Raw genomic sequence first — 22,371 nt, forward strand, 5'->3', positions numbered from 1 at the left:
TCCATCATATTATAATTTAACAGCTTCAAGATAACTCTTATGCAGCCCAAAAATCCAAGCGATTCACGTACCGTTATGACCGATTTGGTCTTACCTAGCGAGACCAACCCTTTGAACAATCTTTTTGGGGGCGAGCTTTTGGCCCGTATGGATCGTGCTGCCAGTATTGCAGCCCGGCGTCATTCTAGACGAATTACGGTAACGGCTTCCGTTAACCACGTTGCCTTTAACCATCCCGTACCCTTGGGAAGTGTGGTTACTGTCGAGGCAGCGGTTTCCAGGGCTTTCAATACCTCAATGGAAATCTATATTGATGTTTGGATGGAAGACCGTCAAAACAGAAAACGTTCCAAAGCCAATGAGGCCATTTATACCTTTGTTGCAGTAGATGATTCCGGTATACCTACCAAGGTTCCGGCTTTAATACCTGAAACCGATTTGGAGAAAGAACGATTTGAAGGTGCCTTACGACGTAAACAATTGAGTTTGATCTTGGCCAAAAGAATGAAACCTAGCGATGCTACTGAACTCAAGGCCCTCTTTATGGGTAAATCGCCAAACTAAGGATTATTCAAGAATTTTTGCATGAGTGCCGCCTTACTGTCCACTTCAAAAATCTGATACAATCTTTTCTGATAACTTTTTACGGTATTGACACTGATACAATTTTTATCCGCGGTCTTTTTATAAGTGAAACCCATTATAAAAGCTTCCAATACACCATATTCACGCTCAGATAAGTTGGTCTGATATTTCTTTTCTATATAATTTTTGGTCAATAGGTTTCGTTGTCGCTCAGCGCTGTGTTTAAAAAAGGCCATTTCAAGGTTCACCTTTATGGTAGTCTCGTTGAATGGTTTTAAAATATAACCATAAGGCATGGTTTTCTTGGCTTTTTCCAAAGTGTCCTTATCGGAATATGCCGTTAGGAATACGAACGGCAAGGCATGTTTCTTTCGAATGATATGGGCTAGATCTATACCCGAGAGGCTTCCTTTAATATGAATATCCAATAGGATAAGATCGGGGCTTAGATTCATAATGGCATCCAAAGCCCGGTCACCGTTCATTATAATACCTTCCACAGAATAACCCAGTAAGATAAGGGTTGAGCTTATTTCCTCTGCAATCAATATCTCGTCCTCTATAATCAATATCCTTTTTTTATCCTCAATCATACGTCTCGATATTTAATTTTTGCATTATTATCTCAACTGTGGTTCCTTTTGTCGTACTTATTTTCAACTCTGCTTCCAACTGTTGAGCCAAGGAAAGAATCAATCGATTTCCGAATGATTTGACCGATACTTCCTTTGGGTCATAACCTATACCATCGTCGCTTACCTTTAGGTACAAACCTTTGTTTTCTCCCTTAAGAACAACTTTTAAATGCCCTTTTTTATGGTTGGGAAAGGCATATTTAAGGCTGTTTGAAATAATTTCATTGGTCATCAATCCTAAAGGCACCAACGTGTCAACATCAATAGCAATATCATCAATATCGGTCTCTAAATGAACCTGGTCCTTGGATGTGTTATATGTCGTAAACAATTCTTGACATAGGTTATTAAAATACCGTTGGGTATTAACAGAGGTAAGGTTTTCTTTTTGATAGAGATCCTGATGAATGAGTGCCATAGATCGTATTCTACTCTTACCTTCATTAATGGCTATTTGTGCAGACTTACTATCGATACTTCTCCCCTGTAAAGTCAACAAACTACTGATCAATTGTAGATTATTCTTAACCCGATGATGTATCTCTCGCAATAAGATGTCCTTATCGGATAGCGCCTTTGCCAATTGCTGTCTTTGCCCAAGATACTTTCTGGTAATTAAATAAAGTCCAATACAAAGTAAGGAGACCAAGAACAATCCTGTTCCACTCATTAGAATTGTACGGTCTTTTTGACCGATAATCTTCTGGGAAGATTCGTTTCTTAAATTTAAAATAGCTATTTCGCTCTCTTTTTGGACTCTTTCAAACTTGGCATCCTTTTCCGTAATGGTTTCTATCATATCCGAATTAAAAACAGAATCCGATATTTTTTTATACAATTTATGGTAATCAAGGGCTTTGGCCATATCTTTTTTGCCTTCATAGGCTTCTGAAAGTAATTCATATGAACTTTGTAACTGGTGAAGGGACTGCCGCTCGTCATACTTTTCAAACACCTTATTCGCCTCAATTATGGCCTTGTCATAATGGCCCAAGCGAATCAATACAGCGGCCAAACTGATTCTACTCTCCGTAATGTTAAAATGACTGGGTAATTTTTCCCTTATTTTAAGCGATTGTAAATGGCTTTGGTAGGCTTCTTGGTATCTTCCCTGCTTTTCACGGAGATATCCTAAATAATCAAAGAAAAAGCCCAAACCCCATTGTGTATTTAAAAGGGAATCTAACTTTCCCTGCATACTTAAATGGTATTCCGCCTTCCCGTATTCTCCCCTATCCGTATACGTAATACCTAAATTGGCATGTACATTGGCCTGCCCCATGGTATCCTTTATCTCTTGAAACATTTTCAGGGCTTCCGTATACCGTTCAATGGCTTTCTCTTCTTGGTTGATGTTATCATAAAATATAGCAAGACCATTAGTGGCTTGGGCCAATCTTAATATATTGCCTTGGGATTTGTACAAATCGTAGACTTCGAAAAGATAACCCTGTGCCTTTTCATTTTTACCCATAAAAACATGCATAGTCCCAAGTTGGTTGGCAGAGAAGGCCCAGTTAGCCGTATCCGCCGTACGCTGGAAATAATCATGGCATACCTTAAACTGGTCTATACTTTTGATATAATTACCCATGACCCTATCTGCATGAGCATCTAACTTTAGGGCCCTCATTAGAGATGCGCTGTCATTTTGAATTTCGGGAAGAGATCGTAATTCCGACGTAAAATCTTTAGTCCTATAAACCGTACTATCCTGTTCCAGGGATTTTTCGGCCCCCATCCAAAGTAGGTTCTTATGTTGTTCCACCCCTAAATTATGGGTCAATAATTTATCAATGCTATCCAAAGGTATTTCTTGCGACCATAGGACTATCGGGGCAAAGGAAGTACATATTGCCATCTTGATGTATACCGATAGTAATTCTCTGTAAATCTTAATTTTAAACGTGTCCTGTGCTATTCCTTGTACCATGACAGAAAGCTATGTTCATTTGATGTATAGCTAAAAATATAACCAATAATCCCTGAGGTTCTTTAGAAATTGTATAAATGGCTTTTTTTTGGTTATAGTTGTAGATTCAGGTATTGATTTCGTCAGCAAGGTATCTATTTCCAATAATCCTTTTAGCGCCATATTCAGGGCTACATGCTCCTGAACGGCAACTTTGATCATGTCATTCTGATGATTATGGACATTCATAAAATGGGGGATTGGATATTATGATCAATTGTTTCTTTTAGAGCGATCATACAATTGCTCTTCCAACTTCGCCTGGTCAATATTGGAATCCAGATTTATGGAAATATCGAATTCGGTGGTTTGATCTATAATATAAAACCATAAAAAAGCAAGGTTTCCAACGACAAAGAGCAGTACGGCCCACAAATAGATTTTACCGAATACCAAGGCCAAACAAGTACCGAAAAAAGATAGATAAATCAATATGGGTTTTATGGAATATAGTGACCTATTCCTTTTTAGCTTGGCACTTTCAACTTTTTGGGTGCTGATAGCAACCTGTTCTTCTTGTTCTAAAATCAATGTGTTTTCCATGGCTGTTCCCTTTTAAATGAATACTTAACCAAAGATTGATAAAACAAAAGGAACAAAAAACACCCATGTGGGTGATAATCAAGTCATAAGAAATAAAAAACCAATTCGAACTATTAACCTAGGAAGTTTTAAAAATCAAATGTATCGGGATCTGGGCCAAATCTATGTCCTTTTTCAAGACCATCTAAATAGGCCATATCTTCTTTTGATAATTCAAAATCAAAAATATCGGCATTATTGATAATACGTTCTTTCTTAACCGATTTCGGTATGGTCACGACGCCTTTCTGAAGGTCCCAGCGTAAAACAACATGGGCCGGGGATTTACCATATTTCTTGGCCATATCCTTAATAGCATCCAACTCGAATATTTTTCCTTGCATCATTGGGGACCATGCCTCATACTGAATTTGATTTTCGTTGCAGTAGTCTAATAAACCTTGCTGTACCAAATACGGGTGAAACTCCATTTGATTCACCATAGGCACTATTTCCGCGGAATCGAGTATATCTTCTAAATGATGTTTTAAAAAATTGCTTACGCCAATGGCCCTAACTTTCCCTTCTTGGTACAAATATTCCAAAGCACGCCAGGTCTCCTTGTATTTGCCCTTAACGGGCCAATGGATCAGGTAAAGGTCAAGATAATCCAATTGTAATCGCTCCAAGCTTTCATCAAATGCCTTCAATGTGTTATCATAACCTTGATCGGCATTCCAAACTTTACTGACAACGAACAGTTCCTCCCTATTGATCCCGCTTTGTCGAATACCTTCGCCAACTCCCTTTTCATTATTATAGATAGCTGCCGTATCAATATGCCTATAGCCTGCTTCAATGGCCCATTTGACAGCATTGATGACTTCGTTACCATCTTCGGACAAATACACCCCCAATCCAAAATATGGCATTTTAACGCCGTTATGTAATTCGAAAGTACCTTTTAGATCCGTGATTATCTTTGATGATGTTGACATATTAATAATTTAAAGTTGGTAAACCCATTCTTCGGGATTCAATCGTGAAGTATTTTGGTATAAGTAGAACTTTAGGCGGGTCTGACCATTGGACCGATTGGTATATATTTTACCCAATTCTGTTTTAATACCCACTTTATCCCCTTTTTTTACATAGAGATCCGACAAGTTGTAATATGTGCTTATATAGTTACCATGCTTGATCTGTACCCCTTTATTTCCTCCTGGAACCGATAAAATGGCAATAACCTCGCCTTCAAAAATGGCCCTTGCCGTAGAACCTTCGTCCGTGGCGATGATAACCCCATTACTTTGATGTTTGATCCCAGGGTAAACAGGATCTTTATAAACACCGAAACCCTGGCTTTTTATACCTTTTTCAACAGGCCAAATCAGTTTTCCCTTATTAGCCGAAAAATTCTTTGCAACCAAAGTAGCTTCAGGGGTTAGCACAAACTTATTAGAAGATACTTTCGTGGTTTTGGCACCTTTACCGACCTTCTTGTTCGATGCCGCTATGGCGCTGCGAATAAGTTTTTCTATCTGTTGGTCGATTTTGCGGGCCTCACGTTTTTTCCGATCAATTGCCGATGCGTATTTGCTTTCATTCTTCCGGATGCTTCCCAATAACTCTTTTTGGGATTTCATTTCTTTCATTAATTCAGCCCTAGCCTTATTGTTTTCGGCAATTAATTGATCCTTTTCCTTACGTTGCTTGGTAAGGTCAACGTTCAATTGGGTGAGCTCCTCCGTTTTTGAGATAATCTTTTCCCCTTGTTCTTTACGATACTCTGTATATTGCTTCAAATATTGCATTCGCTTGAATGCCTGAAAAAAATTTTCAGAAGACAGAAGGAACATTAACCTACTTTGCTGGGATTTGTTTTGATAGGATTTACGGATCATGGTCGCATATTCATCCTTCAAAAGCTCAAGATCCTCGCGCAATTTGGAAATATTCCGAATATTGGCATTGATCTGTCTATTCAGCAAATTGGATTGTTGGTTTGTGACCCGAATCAATTGTTGGCGCACATTAATTCTTTGGTCCAATGCCTCCATTTGATCCAAGACATTGCCTTTTTCTTTCTTTTCGGCAAAGAGCAACCGATTGATCTCATTTATTTCTTTCTGAAGTTGTTCCCGCTTTACTTCTAGGGCCTTTTGCTCATTCGTTTGGCCATAAACTACCTGTACCGACAGTAACGTCGTAAACAGAAATATAGAAACGAAGAATATGCGTTTACAAAGCATCGGCCTTTAATGCTATTTTTTTAAAACCCTTAGGTATTTTATAAGGAAAGTTCAAGTCCCTGTTAAACTCAACACTTCTATAATCAATATCAATAGTGTTTTTTCCATTGCCATCAATCGCGGTAATCAAAATCTCATTGGGCAATATCCTATTGTTTACCTTTTGATAATTTTTATACGTAATATCCAAAACACGTTTTTTTGCAGGCTGTGACAACTGTTGGGCAGACATCATAAAATTCTGCGGTTCTATCATGTAACTTGTTTTGAAAAGGTCAATCTGCCTTTTAGGTTTCAGTATATATTCGGATTCAGTTTGTGAAACCTCATATTTGGTATCCCTTAAATCGAACAAAGCCTGCCCTAAAAGTAAATTCTGGACTTTGTTAAAATCAAGTTCAGTCCCCAACATATTGCTCAGATATGAAAAATCACCATCAAAGTACTCATTCTCCAACTTGTTATAAAAAGAGACCCTGTTCGGGGTAATATAGGCCTTAACGATACCTAAAGGGGCACTGATCCAAATGGCCTTGTCTTTTTCCATTCGTAGGCTCACGGTTACACCTTTGGTGGATTGCCCATCAAAATAGGCGATTTTCATTCTGCCACTCAACGTCTTGAAGTTGATATGGTTTTGATAATGGGTCCGGATAACGGCCTTTGCCGACATATTTTCCATAACCGCGCTATCTGAGATCGGTTTCTTGGATTTACATGAAAAAATCAAAAGTATCAAAACACTGAATCGTGTCCATCTAATTACAGTAGCCATAGTCTAAAACCCGGGTTTTATCATACGAAGATACATATTTGCTTTTGAAGAATTATTCAAGGCCGTATGCCCATTGACCAATTCTTGATAAATGTTGTTCAAAAGGGGAACATCATCCAACATATAATCCAAAGCACCCTCCAAAACCTCAATAGCCTCTTCATGTTTGCCCATTTTGTTCAAAGCATGACCATTGATATAATAGAAGTAAGGTTGTGCCGGAAAATCTTCCATAGCCTGTTCACTAAGTGCCGCCAAGCCTTTATAATCTTTCTTCACCAATAAATCGGCCAATTGTACCTTTAGCGCCTCTATTGGGTTTTCCTTGGTTTCTTCAGGCTCCTTCACTTCCTCTTTCTTTACCTTAACTTCCTTTTTCTTCATAGAATCCTTGATCTTGGCCGTTAGATCCTCTGTAAATTCCGAGTTTTTGATACCCGAAAGTACCACCAAACTCTTCTCGTAATTCTGTTGTTTAAAGTAAATCAATGCCAAATTTTCTATAAGTGTCGGGTTGTCCATAGGAATATCGATGTCCATTTGGTCCAAAGAACTTCCTTGCATTTGTATGGTAGAGACCAAGGTATTCAAATACCACAAATTCTCTGGTTCTGACAATACCGCCGATATTGCATAATCTTGGGCGGCACTATACTGTTTCTCTATCAGGTATACTTTGGCCAATTCGTGATCTACCACTGGGTTGCTCCCATCGATCAACTTACATTCCAAAAGCAGGTTTATGGCCTTGTCGTAATTCTCAATACCTTTCTGCTTTAAAGCCTCAAAAAAATTCTCTTGGAACGTATCGGAATATTCCTCTAAAAAAACCTCTGAACTATCTTCGATATTCATATCACGTTGCTGTGCCAAGCCTCCAAATGGAAGGGCAACCAAGGTAAACATGAAAATTAAGCGAAGGAATTTCATTTGAAAAACGTAATTAATTTAATTCAAAAGCATTACGGGATAAAATTATCAATAAGTATTCCAGAGTTTTACCCTTTTTTGTTAAAACACCCTTAAAAGAAGGCATAAAATTTACCGTATAAGCGATAAAGCAAATTAATGGCTCTTATTTTGTTCCCGTACTGCCGAAACCACCGGCACCTCTAACAGTATCGGATAATATATCAACCTCGTTCCATTCGGCTCGTTCGTGCCTTGCAATGACCAGTTGCGCTATTCGCTCCCCATTTTCAACTGTAAAAGGCTCATTTGATAAGTTTACGAGGATAACCCCTATCTCACCACGATAATCCGCATCTACAGTTCCTGGGGCATTGAGTACCGTTATGCCTTTTTTTGCCGCTAAGCCACTTCGTGGTCTTACCTGTGCTTCAAAACCAATAGGCAGTTCAATGAACAATCCCGTTTTAACAATTGAACGTTCTAGAGGTTGAAGAACGATTGATTCCGAAATATTGGCCCTAAGATCCATACCCGCCGAGGCCAATGTTTCATAATTTGGTAATTCGTGGGCTGATTTATTAATGATATTTATCTTCATTTTTTTAAGAATATTTTTCTGAGATTGTCATTTTCGAGTTTGTAGACCATTCCCAAAAATAGGATTAACAAAGGTACTCCAAAGAACAGATTGCGATCAAAGACATAGAATGACAAGATCGAAAATACTATGGAGATCAAAAGATAGAAAGTGATTTTCCTGAAATTATAGGGTATGGGATAATACATTCTACCAAAAATAAAAGAAAGCATCATCATACAACCATAGGCCGTAAGTGTGGCCACGGCTGAAGCCATATATCCAAAATGGGGAATGAACACAAGATTGATGATTATGGTCAAAATTGCCCCGATCAAAGAAATATATGCACCGAATTTGGTCCTATCAGTAACTTTGTACCAAACAGATAGGTTATGATAGATTCCCAAGAAAAAACTAGCCAGTATGATTATGGGGACAATATCCATCGCTTCCCAATATTTTGGGTCCCGAACAAAAAGAATTTTCAATACATCAGCGAAGACGACAACCCCCAATAATATGATACTACCCAAGACAACAAAATAATTGGTTATTTGGGCATATGCCTTTTGAGGGTTCTCCGTGTTGGAATGACTGAAAAAGAAAGGCTCAACACCCAATCGGAACGCCGTAGCGAAGAGGGTCATGAACAAGGCCAATTTGTAGCATGCAGAATACATCCCCACCTCACTATCCGCAACATTTTCGGGTAGTAACCTTTCGAGTAAAATACGATCAAAGACTTCATTTACCGTAAAGGCGACCCCGGCAACAAGTACCGGCAAAGCATATTTCAACATTTTATTCCAAAGTTCCCTATCAAAGACGAACTTTGTTCGTAGGTATAATTTCAACATCAATAGAAGCGTTGTGGCGCTTGCAAGTAGGTTCGCTATGAAAATATATGATATTTGAAAGTTTTCCTTGTATAACCCGATTAAAATCCCATCTGGATTGGATGCAGCCATCTTTGGCAAGAAATAAAGGAAAAATACATTCAATCCAAGGTTTATGGCTACGTTCAATATTTTTACCACTGCATAGCGCATTGGTTTTTCATTGGCCCTTAACCAGGCAAAGGGAATAATGACCAAGGCATCCAAGGTCAAAATAAAAATGGCATATCTTAAATAATTAGGATCAATGTGTGAAAGTTCGGAAATGCCATTCTGAAGTAACAATGCCATGACCATGAACACCATTGTAGAGACCAAAATCGAGATCAATGAAGTTGAAACCACTTTTTTACGGTTTTCGGAACCATTATAAAAACGGAAAAATGCGGTCTCCATACCATAGGCCAAAAAAACATTGAAAATGGCAAACCAAGCGTATATTACCGAAAGCTGACCGTAGTCAGCAGTAGCCAAAATATCGGTATGAAACGGTAATAATAAAAAGGAAAGCATCCGTGGTAGTACAGTTGCCAAACCATAAATGGCCGTTTGTTTAAAAAGTTTTTTAAAAAGGTTCAACCAAGAATAATTAAAGTTAAAAATAGGTATTTAACCCAAAGCTACAAAAGGTCCGCTTTCAAATGGCCCATAAAATTGGAAAACCTCGCTTAATGCGAGGTTTTCTATTAATTAATTCATTTGGACATTAAAAAACAAATTCAAAGTACATTTTCCGTTCTTCTTAATTGCTCAGTGCCTCTGCACCACTTACAATCTCCAGAATTTCATTCGTAATGGCGGCCTGTCTAGCTTGGTTATATGTCAGCTTCAATTGATCTCTCAATTCCGTGGCATTATCCGTAGCCTTGTGCATTGCGGTCATTCGAGCACCGTGCTCACTTGCAAAGGAATCACGTACAGCTTTGTACAATTGTGTCTTAAGTGATTTTGGAATCAATTGCTCAACGATTTCTACCTTTGAAGGCTCAAAAATATAATCAGCATTCGAACTTTGATCTCCATCAGCCGGGACGATAGGCAAAAATTGCTCCGTTGTTACTATTTGCGTAGCAGCATTCTTAAATTTATTGTAGACTAGTTCTATACGATCATAGGAACCGTTCTTGAACAAATCCATAAGTTCTTCGGCAATAATGGCAACATTTTCAAAGGTCAAATCATCAAAAACATCACTATGGTTTGCCGCAATGGTATTCTTTTTTCCCAATATATCATTGGCTTTCTTCCCAATCGCCATAAAGTCGACTTGTTTTCCTTGGAAAGTATCTTCAGCCAAAAATGAACTTTGTTTTAAGATATTGGTATTAAAAGCCCCACACAAACCACGATTCGATGTTATAGCTACAACCAAAACCTTATTTACAGGTCTATTATCCGCATATGAACTACCTGAATCGGCATCCAAACTCGCACTTAAGGCTTGTAAAAGCTCTGTGAGTTTATCAGCATAAGGCCTCATGGCAGTAATTGCGTCCTGCGCCTTCTTCAACTTTGCAGCAGACACCATTTTCATGGCACTGGTAATCTGCATTGTTGATGATACCGATGCTATTCTGTTACGTATTTCCTTTAAGTTGGCCATTTATATAAGTTATAAGTTGTGAATGATGAGTTTTGGGTTTTTATTGATTCAACTCTTTACTCAAGATTCTTAACTAGCTTCTGTATTTACCTGTTAAATCTTTACAAACTGCCGTTAATGTATCGGTAACCTCGTCGGTTAATTTACCTGCTTTTAGCAAATCCAATACATCCCTGTGTTTTGCATTCATGAACTGAATGAAGTCATTTTCAAACTCTTTTACCTTTTCAACAGGAACATCACGTAACAGGTTTTTGGAACCTGCATAGATAATCGCAATCTGATCTTCAACGGTAAAAGGATCGTTTTGTGCTTGCTTCAATATTTCCACATTACGACGTCCTTTTTCGATAACGTTCAAGGTCGCGGCATCCAAATCGGAACCGAACTTGGCAAAAGCTTCCAATTCCCTAAACTGGGCCTGATCCAATTTCAAGGTACCGGCTACTTTCTTCATAGATTTTACCTGTGCATTACCCCCTACCCTTGATACGGAGATACCAACGTTAATTGCTGGACGCACACCTTGGTTGAACAAATCCTGCTCCAAGAATATCTGTCCGTCGGTAATAGAGATCACGTTTGTTGGGATATAGGCTGAAACGTCACCTGCCTGGGTCTCAATAATAGGCAAAGCCGTTAAAGATCCACCACCTTTTACCATAGGTTTTAAGACATCCGGTAAATCGTTCATATCCTTTGCGATATCATCATCAGCAATAACCTTTGCTGCACGTTCCAACAATCTTGAATGCAAATAGAATACATCCCCTGGATAGGCTTCACGTCCCGGTGGACGTCTTAACAACAATGAAATCTCACGGTAAGCTACCGCTTGTTTTGATAAATCATCATATATGATCAATGCCGGTCTTCCCGTATCCCTGAAATATTCCCCGATCGCAGCACCTGCAAATGGAGCATATACCTGCATAGGTGCAGGGTCAGAGGCATTTGCCGCTACTATCGTAGTATAGGCTAAAGCGCCTTTATCTTCCAATACCTTGGCTATGGCCGCAACGTTGGACGCTTTTTGACCAATGGCCACATATATACAATACACAGGATTACCTGCATCGTAAAATTCTTTCTGGTTTAGGATGGTATCGATACAAACCGTTGTTTTACCGGTCTGACGGTCACCAATAACAAGCTCCCTTTGTCCTCGCCCCACAGGGATCATGGCATCTATCGCTTTGATACCTGTTTGTAACGGCTCATTTACCGGCTGACGGAATATTACCCCTGGAGCTTTACGTTCTAATGGCATTTCGTATACGTCACCCGAGATAGGTCCTTTACCATCTATTGGAGCTCCCAAGGTGTTGACCACACGGCCAACTATACCTTCACCCACATTGATTGAAGCGATACGTTGGGTACGTTTTACAGTGGCTCCTTCAACAATTTCTTTTGAATGGCCCAAAAGTACAACACCGACATTATCTTCTTCCAAGTTCAAAACGATACCTTCAAGGCCTCCTTCGAACTCAACCAATTCACCATATTGGGCATTTGATAATCCATACACCCTTGCAATACCATCACCTACTTGCAATACGGTACCTACTTCGTCCAAAGTAGCGGTTGCTTCAAATCCTGATAATTGCTGTTTTAAAATTGCTGATACCTCAGCGGCTTTTACTCCTGCCATTTGTTTTAGATATAAAGTTTAGACTTCTCTTGAGCCTTAAAATATATTATAGACTATTTGTAAATTCTCTTTTTAAATTACTCAACTTGTTGGCCACACTGGCGTCGAATTGCAAATCCCCGACCCTAAGGATAAAACCTCCGATGATACTTTCATCGATTTTATTCTCAACGGTTACTTCATTCCCCGTTAATTGGGCTACCTGAACCAATACCTTCTTTTCAAGCTCCTTGGTCAAAGGCACGGCGGTTGTAACTAGCGCTACATCCTGCCCCTTTAATTGCTCGTTCAAAATGATATATTTCAAGGCAACCTCATTCAACATCCCGATTCGCTTATTGTCTACCAAAAGCTTAATCATCCCTTCGGAAATAGCATGAACACCTTTGAAAATACCATTCAATGCTTTCTTCTTAACCTCAGATCTAACAATTGGGCTTGCCAACATGTCTTTTAACTCCTTGCTGTCGGAAATCGTTTTGACCATAGAGCGCATATCGTTTTCAACAGCAGCAGTTGCTTTGTTGTCAACAGCAATATCCAATATTGCTTTAGCGTATCGTATGGCGGCTCTAGTATCGTTCATTCTTGATTAGTTCAATTTAATGTCACCCAACATATCATCAACCAATTTCAACTGCTTATCCTTATTAGACAATTGTTCCTTGATGACTTTTTCCGCTATTTCAACCGAAAGTTCAGCTACTTGGTTCTTAATATCAGCAACCGCAGCCTTTTTCTCACTTTCTATGGTAGCTTGGGCTTGTTTTATCATTTTATCCCCTTCGGCTTTAGCCTGATCTTTTGATTCTGCGATCATCTTATCTTTGATCTCACGGGCTTCTTTCAACATTGCTTCACGTTCCGCACGGGCTTCCTGTAATAATTTTTCGCTATCGGCTGTAACATTCTGCATTTCTTTTTTGGCATTCTCAGCGGCCGCCAAAGCATCTTTAATCCCTTCTTCCCTGTCATTTACGGCATTCAAGATAGGTTTCCATGCGAACTTGCGAAGTAATAAAAGCAATAGCACGAACAATATGATCTGCCAAAAGAAAAGGCCGAACGAAAAGTCATTTACTAATTTTTCCATGTTGTCTTGTTATTCTATTCTATGATTATGAACAATAACGAAAAGCTATGACCAACCGTCATAGCCGTTCGTTTTTTTGTTTGGTTTATCCCGCGAAAATAGCGGCAAAACCAATTCCTTCAATAAGCGCTGCTGCAATCAACATCGCTGTTTGAATTTTACCGTAAGCTTCAGGCTGACGAGCAATAGCTTCCATTGCTTTTCCACCAATCATCCCGATACCGATACCAGCACCGATGACCGCTAAACCTGCACCTACTACACTTGGAATTTCCATAAAATATATATTAAAAATTAAACATTCAATCCTGTCGCCTGATCATTCAGGCCAAAAAATACTTATAAATGAGCCAATTCAGCTTCCTCTTCGTGTTCATGATCGTGATCATGTTCCTCAGAAGCGAATCCAAAATACAAGGCTGCCAACATCGTAAAGATATAAGCCTGCAAAAGTGCCACCAAGACCTCTATAAGGGATATGGCAAACGAAAGGCCAAATGACAATGGGCCTCCGACCCAACTTTTGAAAATAAATATCAATCCGACCAAACTCATTAATACTACGTGGCCTGCAGTCATGTTCGCATACAAACGAATCAATAATGCAAAAGGCTTAATGAAAAGACCCAAAATTTCAATGGGGACCAAGATAATATAAATAATGATCTTACCATACCATGGCATACCGTCGCCAAGTGGATCGAAAATGTGTTTCCAATAATCCTTGGTTCCGGTAAAGTTGGTAATCAAGAACACAATTACGGCCAAGGCAGTCGTTACAGCGATATTACCGGTTACGTTCACCCCTAATGGCGTTAGGCCGAACATGTTCAAAAACCAGATAAAGAAGAATACCGTTAAAAGGAAAGGCATGTATCTTTTATACTTTTTCTCGCCGATATTGGCAATGGCAATATCGTCCCGGATATAAAGAACGATAGGCTCAAAGAAACGCCCGGCACCTGTAGGAACACTGTTGTTCTTTGCATAACTCTTAGCAAGACTACTGAAAAGCCATAACAATAGAAGCCCTGTTACCAACATCATTACCACACTTTTGGTAATGGAAAAATCCAATGGCCTAACATTGGTCGGGTGGTGTTCTTCATCATAAGTGATGGTACCCTCAGCGTCTGTTTTGTAAATTTTACTGTGATATAATTTGTAATAGTTGCCATCAACTTCGGCAACTTCCTCCCCATGGTGGAATTTGGAAGACGAAAACACTTTTAACCCATTATCCCATAAAATAACAGGCAATGGAATACCTACATGATGCACTTTCCCATGCTCATCGGTGGTACCATAAAGGTTAAAATAATGGGAATCCTGAAGGTGATGTTCTATGAATTCCTTTATCTCTGTTTTTTTATCCTTGCCTTCTTCAACGTCGCTATCACTAGCAAAAGCAGTGTTTCCCAGAAGAAGAACAGCAGCCAAAAGAAATTTCAATAAAAATGGTTTTCGCATATCACTTTATGGTATCGGTCTCTAAAAATCGCTGCAAATGTAAGTTATTCTCGCAAAAAGAAAAAAGCATTTTTGAGTTTATTTAAAGGTATAGGCGCTCTAAATGAGAATGTTCTAATTAATCCATTTTTTTAAAATTTGTGCGGTGAAGATCGTTTCAACGACCAAAGAGACAACATATGGGACAAAAAAAGCGGCGAATTCCAATCGGCTCATTTCACCGTCGGACTTATATGCTGGATAAAACAAAATGAAGAAAAAAAGAAATTTCAAAAAGCTTCCGCCCATGAAAAGAAAACCGATCTGATTCTTTAATTTACTTCTGAAAATATAGATGGAAACAAAAATCGCGATGGCCAATAAACCGTTTACGATATACGAAAGGCCAATAAGATCATTGAACTTTGGAAACCCCAAATTATCGAGAATGATCAAATGGATTAGAAAAACCGCGCCTAAAGAAAAAGCCGCACTTAAAATAAACTGAACTATGGGGTTGACTTTTGCCATCAATACTTTATTCTTTTAAGCTGTCGCAAAACCACCCAAATAGAAATTGCCACACCGATAAGTGTGGCAATTGCCGTATATATTCTTTTTTCGGTTTGATAGTGTTCATCGAGCCATATTCCCCCTTGGGCTGCTAAATAGATTATGGCACCCATCTCAAACGCAATACCCGAAAGCATTGCAATATTTCTAAGGTTGTTCTTATTATTAGGAGGCTTTTGCTTGCTCATTTCCACTTACCGATCCTTTAAAACCGCCCGTATTGGACCCCTTTATAGTACTTCCTTTACCTTTCATGGTACACGAAGCATTAAAAGTCGCACCTGGCTCTACGGCCAATTTGGTTACGGAAACCGTTCCTTCGATTACAGCGGATGATTTTAATGACAATAGATCGGACACGAGCAGCTCTCCATTGAAACTACCTTCGATATCGGCATTTACGCACTCCACTTTTCCGTGAATATAGCCATCTTTACCTATTACGACCTTTCCTGAGGTCTTTACGTTACCGTCGAGTTTACCGTCGATCCTAAAATCAGCTTCGGAGATGATTTCCCCTTTGATCTTTGTGTTCTTTTCGATTCTGTTCGGCTGTCCACCTATTTCATTCATAGCTCTGGGTTTTTGTTTGTCTGAAAACATGTTTATGGTTTTGGGGTTAAAACGAAATTCTTATAATCCAACAGGTTTTTATGTACCTGTATGATCTTATAGTTCGAAGATAAAATTACAAAATTCTCATTGCTAATTCTGTAATCCTTATTGTTTTTTAGTAGTTCGGCATAACCCAAGGCGAAATCCTTGGATTTGAATCCGTGTACAACAACAAACTGGTCTTCGAGATTATAAATATCCTTTGAAACGATATTTTTGTATTTAAGGTCTTGGATCGATTTCTCAAGTCGCTCCTTTAAATCAACCGCCTCTTTATCATTACTTCTCTTAAAAGGAAAGACCACTTTCCAATTTCCTTTGCCTGTGGAACCGGTTTCTTTTGAGAACTCCTTGGTTTCCAATTTAGGCAATTGCTCGGCCACCATTTGTTCCGCCTTCTTGCCTTCCGGATTGTTAGGGTATGTCAATGCCACGTAGTTCAAGGCTTCCTTGAAATCCTCATAGCCCTGTAACCTACCTATTGCGTTGGCCTTGAGCATCTCGAACTTGGGCACTATGGGGTCACCTGTATATTTATTTATGTTTTTCTCCGTTTCCGCTATTACCTGCAAAAACTTTTGGTCTTGGAACATCTTATAAAGCCTTTCATATTGAGCATCGGGACTATTTGTGTTACCTTCCAATATGGCTGTCGGATTCAATAAAATCTCGGCATATCTTGAATTGGAGTGGTTTTGAACTATATCCGCTTTCATTTCTGCCGCCAATGTGCTCCCTTCTTCCTCATAGATTTTGTAAAGGTTGTATTTAGATGGAAGGACCAAACGTTCCTCAGGATCTGACCGTAACACATCTTCCAATTTACCGGCGGCCAATAGATTCTCATTGAATTTTTCTTTGTAGATCAATCCCAATTGATAGTTCGCGAAATTCCGTTCGGTCTTTAGACTATCGATGACCGAAACATCGGTCGGGATGCGATCCATATAAAAATCCAAGGAAAACTTTTCCTCATCGGTGGGGTCAAGGTTTTTAGAACCGCCATCAGCGATTCCCGTGTCTTGATCCGAAACTGAAATAGTATTTTTATTCGACCATCGCCAATCGTCTTCCAAAGTCCGATTGCCCCATTTGTTGGTAAAATCATTTTTACCATACCCTAGACTGGTAATATTATAGAAATAGAACTTGCCCTTATTCTCCTTTCCACCTTTGCTCTCTGCAAAAGCCGCAAAACCTTGGGTAATGCGTTCAATTTCTTTCTTTTCCGCATCTTCCTTTGCTTTCCGCAATGCCGCGATATGGTCCTCGAAAAAAGCAATTTGATCATCCTTGGAAAGGTTGAAAAGGGTAATAACACTATCAGTGTATTGTACAACATTCTCATATTTTACAACGTCTTCCAAGTTATCAAGTTTCTTTTTGACCGATCGGTATTTTTTAGTGTTTTCATATAGGTTGGTCAAAACACTATCGTAGTATGCCCCTGCGGTCTTGTACTGGTTCTGGTCAAAATTGTAGATGGCCAGATTTTCGTAATTCAAAGCATTGAGCTTGGGTTCATTCTGGGTAGCCCGTAAGGATTTATTGAAATATACCAACGCCAAACTATCTGATTTGGTAGCCAAATGGTATTCTGCCAATTGCCTATATATTTTATCGAGAAATGGGCGGTTCTCCCTATTCTCTTCCAAATCGGTCAAGTATTCGAAAAGTTCCTCCTTGTTCCCATCCGTCAGTTCGGTGTTCTTGATTTTCTGCAGATGTGCATTGATCATATACACTCTTGGTGATTTCCTATTCAGTTCAATAACCTTATCAAAAGCATAATTAGCACTGTCTTTGTATTGCAATTGGTTATATAACTGTCCGATAATATAAAAATATCGGCCTTTCTCCGGGTTCTTCTTTGTATAGTACGAAGCAACTTTTAAATGCTGTATCGCCGTATCCGGTGCTTTTAGATTAATATATGCTTGGGCCATCATTGCCCTAGCATCTGCATATTCTTGATCTTTTAGATCTTCGAACTTCATTAAGCGTTTTAAGTTTTTAATGGCCAGCTCATCATTCTCTAAACGGATATTCACTTTTTCCCGCCAAATATTGGCTTCGTTCAACTTATCGCTCTCATCGTATTTCCTAAGAATATAATTAAAGGCTTCCAAGGCCGGAATGTAGCGTTCGTCAAAATAACGGGCCTTGCCTAAAAGTAAAAAGGCCTCATCGGTCTGGGGATTGCGTTCGATCTCCTTAATATCCATACTATGCTTCTGAATGGCCTTTGTGGCCTTTTCTTCCGCAATAATAAAATTTGGGTTGTTATCCTCTGAATCTAGCTTAACCTCATCGGTCACCTCCAATCGCTCTATGGGCAGAATTTCCCAATAATCGTCTTGGTAGTTGGCATTAAGTTCTTCCCGCCCTTTTTCAAAGGCAATCTCACCATTATACAAAGTATTGTATTTGGTATTCATTGCATGCCAATTCCTGTTAAGGAATGCGTCCTTTTTGGTAGAACATGCACTTAGGATGATTACAGCCGAAAGGGCTGAAAAGATAATTTTATATCGAAGCTTCAAAATTCTCTGTATTCGTACACCTAGTAAACTGAAAAACGACGGGATTATTATGCAGTTGGTCGATAAAATACAGATTTATTCCACGGTAACACCTCCTCGAACAAAAAGATAGATTTAGTTTGGGTCAAATGAATGCCAGCAGTTATTCCTCCTCATTTGAAACTTGGGTGCCCGCAAAGAAGCTTTCGAGTTCCCTTAGGGTTTCGGCAGATGTCTGAATGTCGCGTACCACTTCGCCTTTGTTCAAAACCACAATTCGTTCACACACTTCGGTAACATGCATAAGATCGTGGCTTGAAACCAAAACGGTTATTTCTTTTTTGGCCGCCAAATCCTTGATAATTGCTTTTAATCTGATTTGTGTAGTCGGATCCAAATTCGCAAACGGCTCATCCAAAATAATTACTTGGGGGTTACCGATAAATGAAGCCACGATACCCGCCTTTTTTTGATTTCCTTTGGATAGGTCTCGCAGGTATTTACGCTGACCCAAAATCTCCCCATGGAAAAAATCCTCGAAGTTGGCCAGCAGTGCATCCACATCGGCCTTGTTTCGGCCCCTAAGCTCTCCTATAAAATAAAAATACTCTTCCGGGGTCAGATAACCGATCAAGAAAGATTCATCTATAAACGAAGAGGTAAAAGGCTTCCAATCCTCACTGGTATTCACCTGCACCTCATTATTAACGATATGCCCAGTTGTAGGCTGTATCAAATCCAACAGTAAACTAAAATAAGTGGTTTTTCCGGCACCGTTATTACCTACTAGACCAAAACTTTGACCCTTCGGAATTTCTAAATGCTCTATGTTCAAAACCATTTGGCTTCCATATTTCTTGGTAAGATGTTGTGTTGTGATCATATTATTTTCTCTAATTATCCTTTTACAATATATACCGAATGGTTTTTAGCTATTCTGCTCCTTAAACCCCGCAAGCATGGTGTACTTCCTTTTTCTATAGGCCTCGGTAACCTTGTTCAACAATGTGTTCCGAAACGCGAAACCTATGATTCCCATAACCGATAAGGTTACAATGGCCACTTCAAATGAAACAAATGTTTTTAGCACAAAATAAAGGACACTTGGAACCACCATTAACGGCAATAACACCAAGAACTGCGTTGCACTGGTTCCTTGCATGTTACCTATGGCACTTTTGGTAAGGTCTATCCTTTTTTTATTGAAAGATCCGAAAAACAAAATCACCGGAACATTAACACCCAGATTGTAAAGGGCGCAAGCAAAGTTAATGGCCAAGGCTTTCCAACCAAAATACACGTATGGTATTGAGAGCAGGAACATAACGACTATACTCACGGAAATTAGTCCGGCCTTACTTTCAAGATATTTTCGCAGGGGAATATTCTGTGACATCATCATTCCGTAGTACTCACTGTCCCACGCCGGAATGAACTGACCAAAGTTCGAAAGAAAAATCCCGGTCATGAAAATCCCGACAAAAAGGTAAATGGTACTGGTATCCCCATAGGTATCCATACTATAAAAAAACAATCCATAAAGGATCATTGCCAAAGAAATGAACACCTGCATCTTGGTACGTTTGTTTCTCCAGATGAGTTTTAAATCCAGTTGAAGAAAAGGAGCAATATCCCCAAAACGTTTGGTCCAAGTCAGATCGGAAGTTTCGACCTTGACCGCTTTCTTTTTCAGGGAAGCATCGAGATACAGCTTTTTTCGAAGAAAGTTGAAATTAACATAATACGTGCCTATGACCAATAACAAAGGAATCAATACCAAAATAGGATTTTGATACAGACTGTAAAACAACTGACCGGCATATTCCTTAACGGAGAAAATATTGAAATACTCCAAACCGTATAAGGCCAAAATAAGCGCACCCAAAAACAGTAACACCTTATCGCTCTTATTAATGATAAAGTTGGTGTAGTTGATGGTAAGTATTATACAAACAATCGCAAATAGCCAACTAAGGACATTAATTACAGGATACCCTTGAACCATTAAAACAATCGAAAAAGGAACAGCTATGAAGAGGGAAAGGAAGTTATAACCGGAAAGTCCTGACTTAATTAAAATATAATGTGCGATCTTACTTTTTTTGATAGGATATAACAGCAGTGGCTTAATATCCATGACCGGTAGTTTTTGCATAAAATACCGAAAGAAAAGCTCAATCAACACCCAATATAAGAGATACCCACTAACAATAAGCATAGGTTCCGAATCCGGGAATGCTTTTTTCAGGATAAAATAAAGACCGATACCCAAACTAGCAAAGGAAAGCATTAAATAAACGGCCAAGAAACCCATTAATAGTTTTAGGGCAAGACTTTTTCCGAAATTGGAAGATCTAAAGAACGATTTCCACTGGAGGCTAACAAAGTGTTTGAACATACAGGTTGGTTTTTTGTTCTGTGGAGTTAGTGTTTATAAACATGGTTTTGTTACAATTAGAGCTTATTTTTTTAATGAACCCATTTTTTATAGCCCTTGCTTTGCTTAGTTTTGTACTTCATTCATAAGAATTTTAGCATGACTCATTTTCATCTTTTGACCGTAAAACAGATCAAACACCTTACACCAAGTTCGGTGGCCATAACTTTTGAGGTGCCCAAAGAACTTAAGCAGACTTTTGCTTTCGTCCCTGGGCAATACATCACCATAAAAAAAGAAATTAAAGGTAAGGAATTGCGTCGTGCTTATTCCATAAGTTCATCCCCAAAACGCGATTATATAACTATCGGGGTAAAAAAAGTGGATAAAGGCGGATTCTCACATTTTGCCAATACCCAATTGAAAGTAGGTGATGTTTTGGAAGTAATGCCTCCTGAAGGGCGTTTTGTTTTTAAATCTACCAGTGAACAAAAAAACGTGGCTGCATTTGCGGCCGGAAGTGGTATTACCCCTATCATGAGTATTGTAAAAGAGGTTTTGGAAAGCAATACCCATAATAACTTCGTACTTGTATATGGGAATAAATCGAATGCTGAAACCATGTTTTATAAGGATTTGGTAAAGCTACAGCTAGATTATGCCAATCGGTTTTTTATTTACTTCACGAATAGCAAGGTGCAGGAAGAAGGCTCTTTGTTCGGGCGTATTGATGTATCTACCGTTAACTACGCTTTAAAGAACAAACACAAGAATATCGATTTTGACGCATTCTATCTTTGTGGTCCGGAAGACATGATTCATTTGGTAACCGATACACTTCAAGAAAATGGCGTGCCTAAGGACAAAATACATTTTGAATTGTTCAGTACCACTGAAACCGTTTCCGATTCTAAACCGGTAACTTCAGATGGTAAAACACAAGTAACGGTAATCGTGGATGACGAGGAATTCCACCTTACCATGAGTAAGAACGATATTGTTCTTGATGCGGTTTTAAAGGAAAATATTGATGCCCCTTATTCTTGTCAAGGAGGAGTTTGCAGTAGTTGTATCGCAAAGATTACCGAAGGAAAAGCCGAAATGGTCAAAAACCAGATCCTAACAGATGGGGAGATAGAGGAAGGATTGATCCTTACATGCCAAGCACACCCATTAACCTCGACCTTAAAAGTCGATTATGACGATGTTTAAGAGTTTTAGCCCCTCGAAACATATGATGTGGGTCCGCCTATTTCAAACCAAGCGGTTTGTACAGTAACATGAAAGCATCAATTATTGCCAAACTCCTGTTTTTAATCGATGTTATTTGACAATCCGTCCTAGCATCCACATAAA

24 protein-coding genes are annotated in these 22,371 nt (G+C 39.0%); 2 read left to right on the forward strand and 22 right to left on the reverse strand.

All coding sequences use genetic code 11. The features are described 5' to 3' along the window. Nucleotides 1-39 precede the first annotated feature (39 nt). Nucleotides 40-564, forward strand: coding sequence for an acyl-CoA thioesterase (locus GJ691_RS08795; RefSeq protein WP_154365944.1), 525 nt, complete (start codon nucleotides 40-42; stop codon nucleotides 562-564). Here the strand turns inward: GJ691_RS08795 and GJ691_RS08800 are convergent. From GJ691_RS08800 to GJ691_RS08905, 22 genes are all read right to left on the reverse strand, one after another. Continuing rightward, nucleotides 561-1,178 carry a response regulator gene (locus GJ691_RS08800; RefSeq protein ID WP_154365946.1) on the reverse strand — a complete coding sequence of 206 codons (618 nt, stop codon included), beginning with the start codon at nucleotides 1,176-1,178 and terminating at the stop codon, nucleotides 561-563. The genes GJ691_RS08795 and GJ691_RS08800 overlap by 4 nt on opposite strands. Next, nucleotides 1,171-3,153 (reverse strand): tetratricopeptide repeat-containing sensor histidine kinase, encoded by a 1,983-nt coding sequence (locus GJ691_RS08805; protein ID WP_154365948.1) that lies wholly within the window; start codon nucleotides 3,151-3,153, stop codon nucleotides 1,171-1,173. The genes GJ691_RS08800 and GJ691_RS08805 overlap by 8 nt, the downstream gene beginning before the upstream one ends. A 30-nt stretch (nucleotides 3,154-3,183) precedes the next feature. Beyond that, the gene (locus GJ691_RS08810) at nucleotides 3,184-3,381 is read right to left on the reverse strand and encodes a hypothetical protein (protein WP_154365950.1); all 198 of its coding nucleotides are present in this window, start codon (nucleotides 3,379-3,381) and stop codon (nucleotides 3,184-3,186) included. Between the two features lie 24 nt (nucleotides 3,382-3,405). Next, entirely contained in the window at nucleotides 3,406-3,735 is a 330-nt protein-coding gene (locus GJ691_RS08815; protein ID WP_154365952.1) for a hypothetical protein, read from the reverse strand. A gap of 128 nt (nucleotides 3,736-3,863) precedes the next feature. Beyond that, the gene (locus GJ691_RS08820; RefSeq protein ID WP_154365954.1) at nucleotides 3,864-4,712 is read right to left on the reverse strand and encodes an aldo/keto reductase; all 849 of its coding nucleotides are present in this window, start codon (nucleotides 4,710-4,712) and stop codon (nucleotides 3,864-3,866) included. Between the two features lie 9 nt (nucleotides 4,713-4,721). Next, nucleotides 4,722-5,966, reverse strand: coding sequence for a murein hydrolase activator EnvC family protein (locus GJ691_RS08825; protein WP_154365956.1), 1,245 nt, complete (start codon nucleotides 5,964-5,966; stop codon nucleotides 4,722-4,724). After that, a complete protein-coding gene (gene lolB1, locus GJ691_RS08830) occupies nucleotides 5,956-6,741 on the reverse strand; it encodes a lipoprotein insertase outer membrane protein LolB1 (protein WP_154365958.1) in 786 nt (261 codons plus the stop codon). Before lolB1 ends, GJ691_RS08825 begins: the two co-directional genes overlap by 11 nt. A 3-nt stretch (nucleotides 6,742-6,744) precedes the next feature. Further along, on the reverse strand, nucleotides 6,745-7,671 hold the full coding sequence (locus tag GJ691_RS08835; RefSeq protein WP_154365960.1) for a tetratricopeptide repeat protein: 927 nt from the start codon (nucleotides 7,669-7,671) through the stop codon (nucleotides 6,745-6,747). Nucleotides 7,672-7,816: 145 nt separating this feature from the next. Continuing rightward, nucleotides 7,817-8,251 (reverse strand): dUTP diphosphatase, encoded by a 435-nt coding sequence (dut, locus tag GJ691_RS08840; RefSeq protein WP_154365962.1) that lies wholly within the window; start codon nucleotides 8,249-8,251, stop codon nucleotides 7,817-7,819. Next, nucleotides 8,248-9,708, reverse strand: a complete 1,461-nt coding sequence (locus GJ691_RS08845; protein WP_154365964.1) for a lipopolysaccharide biosynthesis protein — start codon at nucleotides 9,706-9,708, stop codon at nucleotides 8,248-8,250. The genes dut and GJ691_RS08845 overlap by 4 nt, the downstream gene beginning before the upstream one ends. Nucleotides 9,709-9,871: 163 nt before the next feature. Beyond that, nucleotides 9,872-10,732, reverse strand: coding sequence for an ATP synthase F1 subunit gamma (atpG, locus tag GJ691_RS08850; protein ID WP_154365966.1), 861 nt, complete (start codon nucleotides 10,730-10,732; stop codon nucleotides 9,872-9,874). 73 nt (nucleotides 10,733-10,805) lie between these two features. Continuing rightward, entirely contained in the window at nucleotides 10,806-12,386 is a 1,581-nt protein-coding gene (gene atpA, locus GJ691_RS08855; RefSeq protein WP_154365969.1) for a F0F1 ATP synthase subunit alpha, read from the reverse strand. 46 nt (nucleotides 12,387-12,432) lie between these two features. After that, on the reverse strand, nucleotides 12,433-12,972 hold the full coding sequence (gene atpH / locus GJ691_RS08860; protein ID WP_154365971.1) for an ATP synthase F1 subunit delta: 540 nt from the start codon (nucleotides 12,970-12,972) through the stop codon (nucleotides 12,433-12,435). A gap of 6 nt (nucleotides 12,973-12,978) precedes the next feature. Then, on the reverse strand, nucleotides 12,979-13,479 hold the full coding sequence (locus GJ691_RS08865) for a F0F1 ATP synthase subunit B (RefSeq protein ID WP_154365973.1): 501 nt from the start codon (nucleotides 13,477-13,479) through the stop codon (nucleotides 12,979-12,981). Nucleotides 13,480-13,564: 85 nt separating this feature from the next. Then, nucleotides 13,565-13,756, reverse strand: a complete 192-nt coding sequence (atpE, locus tag GJ691_RS08870; protein ID WP_109648393.1) for an ATP synthase F0 subunit C — start codon at nucleotides 13,754-13,756, stop codon at nucleotides 13,565-13,567. Between the two features lie 62 nt (nucleotides 13,757-13,818). After that, entirely contained in the window at nucleotides 13,819-14,949 is a 1,131-nt protein-coding gene (gene atpB, locus GJ691_RS08875) for a F0F1 ATP synthase subunit A (RefSeq protein WP_154365974.1), read from the reverse strand. A gap of 114 nt (nucleotides 14,950-15,063) precedes the next feature. Next, nucleotides 15,064-15,459, reverse strand: a complete 396-nt coding sequence (locus GJ691_RS08880) for a DUF6168 family protein (RefSeq protein WP_154365976.1) — start codon at nucleotides 15,457-15,459, stop codon at nucleotides 15,064-15,066. Next, the gene (locus GJ691_RS08885; RefSeq protein ID WP_154365978.1) at nucleotides 15,459-15,689 is read right to left on the reverse strand and encodes an AtpZ/AtpI family protein; all 231 of its coding nucleotides are present in this window, start codon (nucleotides 15,687-15,689) and stop codon (nucleotides 15,459-15,461) included. The genes GJ691_RS08880 and GJ691_RS08885 overlap by 1 nt, the downstream gene beginning before the upstream one ends. After that, nucleotides 15,667-16,104: a bactofilin family protein gene (locus GJ691_RS08890; protein ID WP_154365980.1), complete on the reverse strand. Its 438-nt coding sequence runs from the start codon at nucleotides 16,102-16,104 to the stop codon at nucleotides 15,667-15,669. The genes GJ691_RS08885 and GJ691_RS08890 overlap by 23 nt, the downstream gene beginning before the upstream one ends. 2 nt (nucleotides 16,105-16,106) lie before the next feature. After that, nucleotides 16,107-18,659: a type IX secretion system periplasmic lipoprotein PorW/SprE gene (gene porW / locus GJ691_RS08895; RefSeq protein ID WP_154365983.1), complete on the reverse strand. Its 2,553-nt coding sequence runs from the start codon at nucleotides 18,657-18,659 to the stop codon at nucleotides 16,107-16,109. Between the two features lie 142 nt (nucleotides 18,660-18,801). Next, the gene (locus tag GJ691_RS08900) at nucleotides 18,802-19,521 is read right to left on the reverse strand and encodes an ABC transporter ATP-binding protein (protein WP_154365985.1); all 720 of its coding nucleotides are present in this window, start codon (nucleotides 19,519-19,521) and stop codon (nucleotides 18,802-18,804) included. A gap of 45 nt (nucleotides 19,522-19,566) precedes the next feature. Continuing rightward, nucleotides 19,567-21,036 (reverse strand): DUF5687 family protein, encoded by a 1,470-nt coding sequence (locus tag GJ691_RS08905; RefSeq protein WP_154365988.1) that lies wholly within the window; start codon nucleotides 21,034-21,036, stop codon nucleotides 19,567-19,569. A gap of 138 nt (nucleotides 21,037-21,174) precedes the next feature. Here GJ691_RS08905 and GJ691_RS08910 point away from each other — a divergent pair, with 138 nt between their 5' ends. Continuing rightward, nucleotides 21,175-22,227: a ferredoxin--NADP reductase gene (locus GJ691_RS08910; RefSeq protein WP_154365990.1), complete on the forward strand. Its 1,053-nt coding sequence runs from the start codon at nucleotides 21,175-21,177 to the stop codon at nucleotides 22,225-22,227. Nucleotides 22,228-22,371: the final 144 nt, after the last annotated feature.

This window comes from Maribacter luteus, from assembly GCF_009674825.1.
GTDB classification, from domain to species: domain Bacteria; phylum Bacteroidota; class Bacteroidia; order Flavobacteriales; family Flavobacteriaceae; genus Maribacter_A; species Maribacter_A luteus.

Bases quoted from the DNA above. Each gene is read 5' to 3' on its own strand.
- GJ691_RS08885 (WP_154365978.1), bottom strand. From the start codon at position 15,689: ATGAGCAAGCAAAAGCCTCCTAATAATAAGAACAACCTTAGAAATATT.
- GJ691_RS08800 (WP_154365946.1), bottom strand. From the start codon at position 1,178: ATGATTGAGGATAAAAAAAGGATATTGATTATAGAGGACGAGATATTG.
- atpB (WP_154365974.1), bottom strand. From the start codon at position 14,949: ATGCGAAAACCATTTTTATTGAAATTTCTTTTGGCTGCTGTTCTTCTT.
- GJ691_RS08900 (WP_154365985.1), bottom strand. From the start codon at position 19,521: ATGATCACAACACAACATCTTACCAAGAAATATGGAAGCCAAATGGTT.
- GJ691_RS08795 (WP_154365944.1), top strand. From the start codon at position 40: ATGCAGCCCAAAAATCCAAGCGATTCACGTACCGTTATGACCGATTTG.
- atpH (WP_154365971.1), bottom strand. From the start codon at position 12,972: ATGAACGATACTAGAGCCGCCATACGATACGCTAAAGCAATATTGGAT.
- GJ691_RS08820 (WP_154365954.1), bottom strand. From the start codon at position 4,712: ATGTCAACATCATCAAAGATAATCACGGATCTAAAAGGTACTTTCGAA.
- atpA (WP_154365969.1), bottom strand. From the start codon at position 12,386: ATGGCAGGAGTAAAAGCCGCTGAGGTATCAGCAATTTTAAAACAGCAA.
- GJ691_RS08825 (WP_154365956.1), bottom strand. From the start codon at position 5,966: ATGCTTTGTAAACGCATATTCTTCGTTTCTATATTTCTGTTTACGACG.
- GJ691_RS08910 (WP_154365990.1), top strand. From the start codon at position 21,175: ATGACTCATTTTCATCTTTTGACCGTAAAACAGATCAAACACCTTACA.
- GJ691_RS08815 (WP_154365952.1), bottom strand. From the start codon at position 3,735: ATGGAAAACACATTGATTTTAGAACAAGAAGAACAGGTTGCTATCAGC.
- GJ691_RS08865 (WP_154365973.1), bottom strand. From the start codon at position 13,479: ATGGAAAAATTAGTAAATGACTTTTCGTTCGGCCTTTTCTTTTGGCAG.
- atpG (WP_154365966.1), bottom strand. From the start codon at position 10,732: ATGGCCAACTTAAAGGAAATACGTAACAGAATAGCATCGGTATCATCA.
- GJ691_RS08810 (WP_154365950.1), bottom strand. From the start codon at position 3,381: ATGAATGTCCATAATCATCAGAATGACATGATCAAAGTTGCCGTTCAG.
- GJ691_RS08805 (WP_154365948.1), bottom strand. From the start codon at position 3,153: ATGGTACAAGGAATAGCACAGGACACGTTTAAAATTAAGATTTACAGA.
- atpE (WP_109648393.1), bottom strand. From the start codon at position 13,756: ATGGAAATTCCAAGTGTAGTAGGTGCAGGTTTAGCGGTCATCGGTGCT.
- lolB1 (WP_154365958.1), bottom strand. From the start codon at position 6,741: ATGGCTACTGTAATTAGATGGACACGATTCAGTGTTTTGATACTTTTG.
- dut (WP_154365962.1), bottom strand. From the start codon at position 8,251: ATGAAGATAAATATCATTAATAAATCAGCCCACGAATTACCAAATTAT.
- GJ691_RS08905 (WP_154365988.1), bottom strand. From the start codon at position 21,036: ATGTTCAAACACTTTGTTAGCCTCCAGTGGAAATCGTTCTTTAGATCT.
- GJ691_RS08880 (WP_154365976.1), bottom strand. From the start codon at position 15,459: ATGGCAAAAGTCAACCCCATAGTTCAGTTTATTTTAAGTGCGGCTTTT.
- GJ691_RS08890 (WP_154365980.1), bottom strand. From the start codon at position 16,104: ATGTTTTCAGACAAACAAAAACCCAGAGCTATGAATGAAATAGGTGGA.
- GJ691_RS08835 (WP_154365960.1), bottom strand. From the start codon at position 7,671: ATGAAATTCCTTCGCTTAATTTTCATGTTTACCTTGGTTGCCCTTCCA.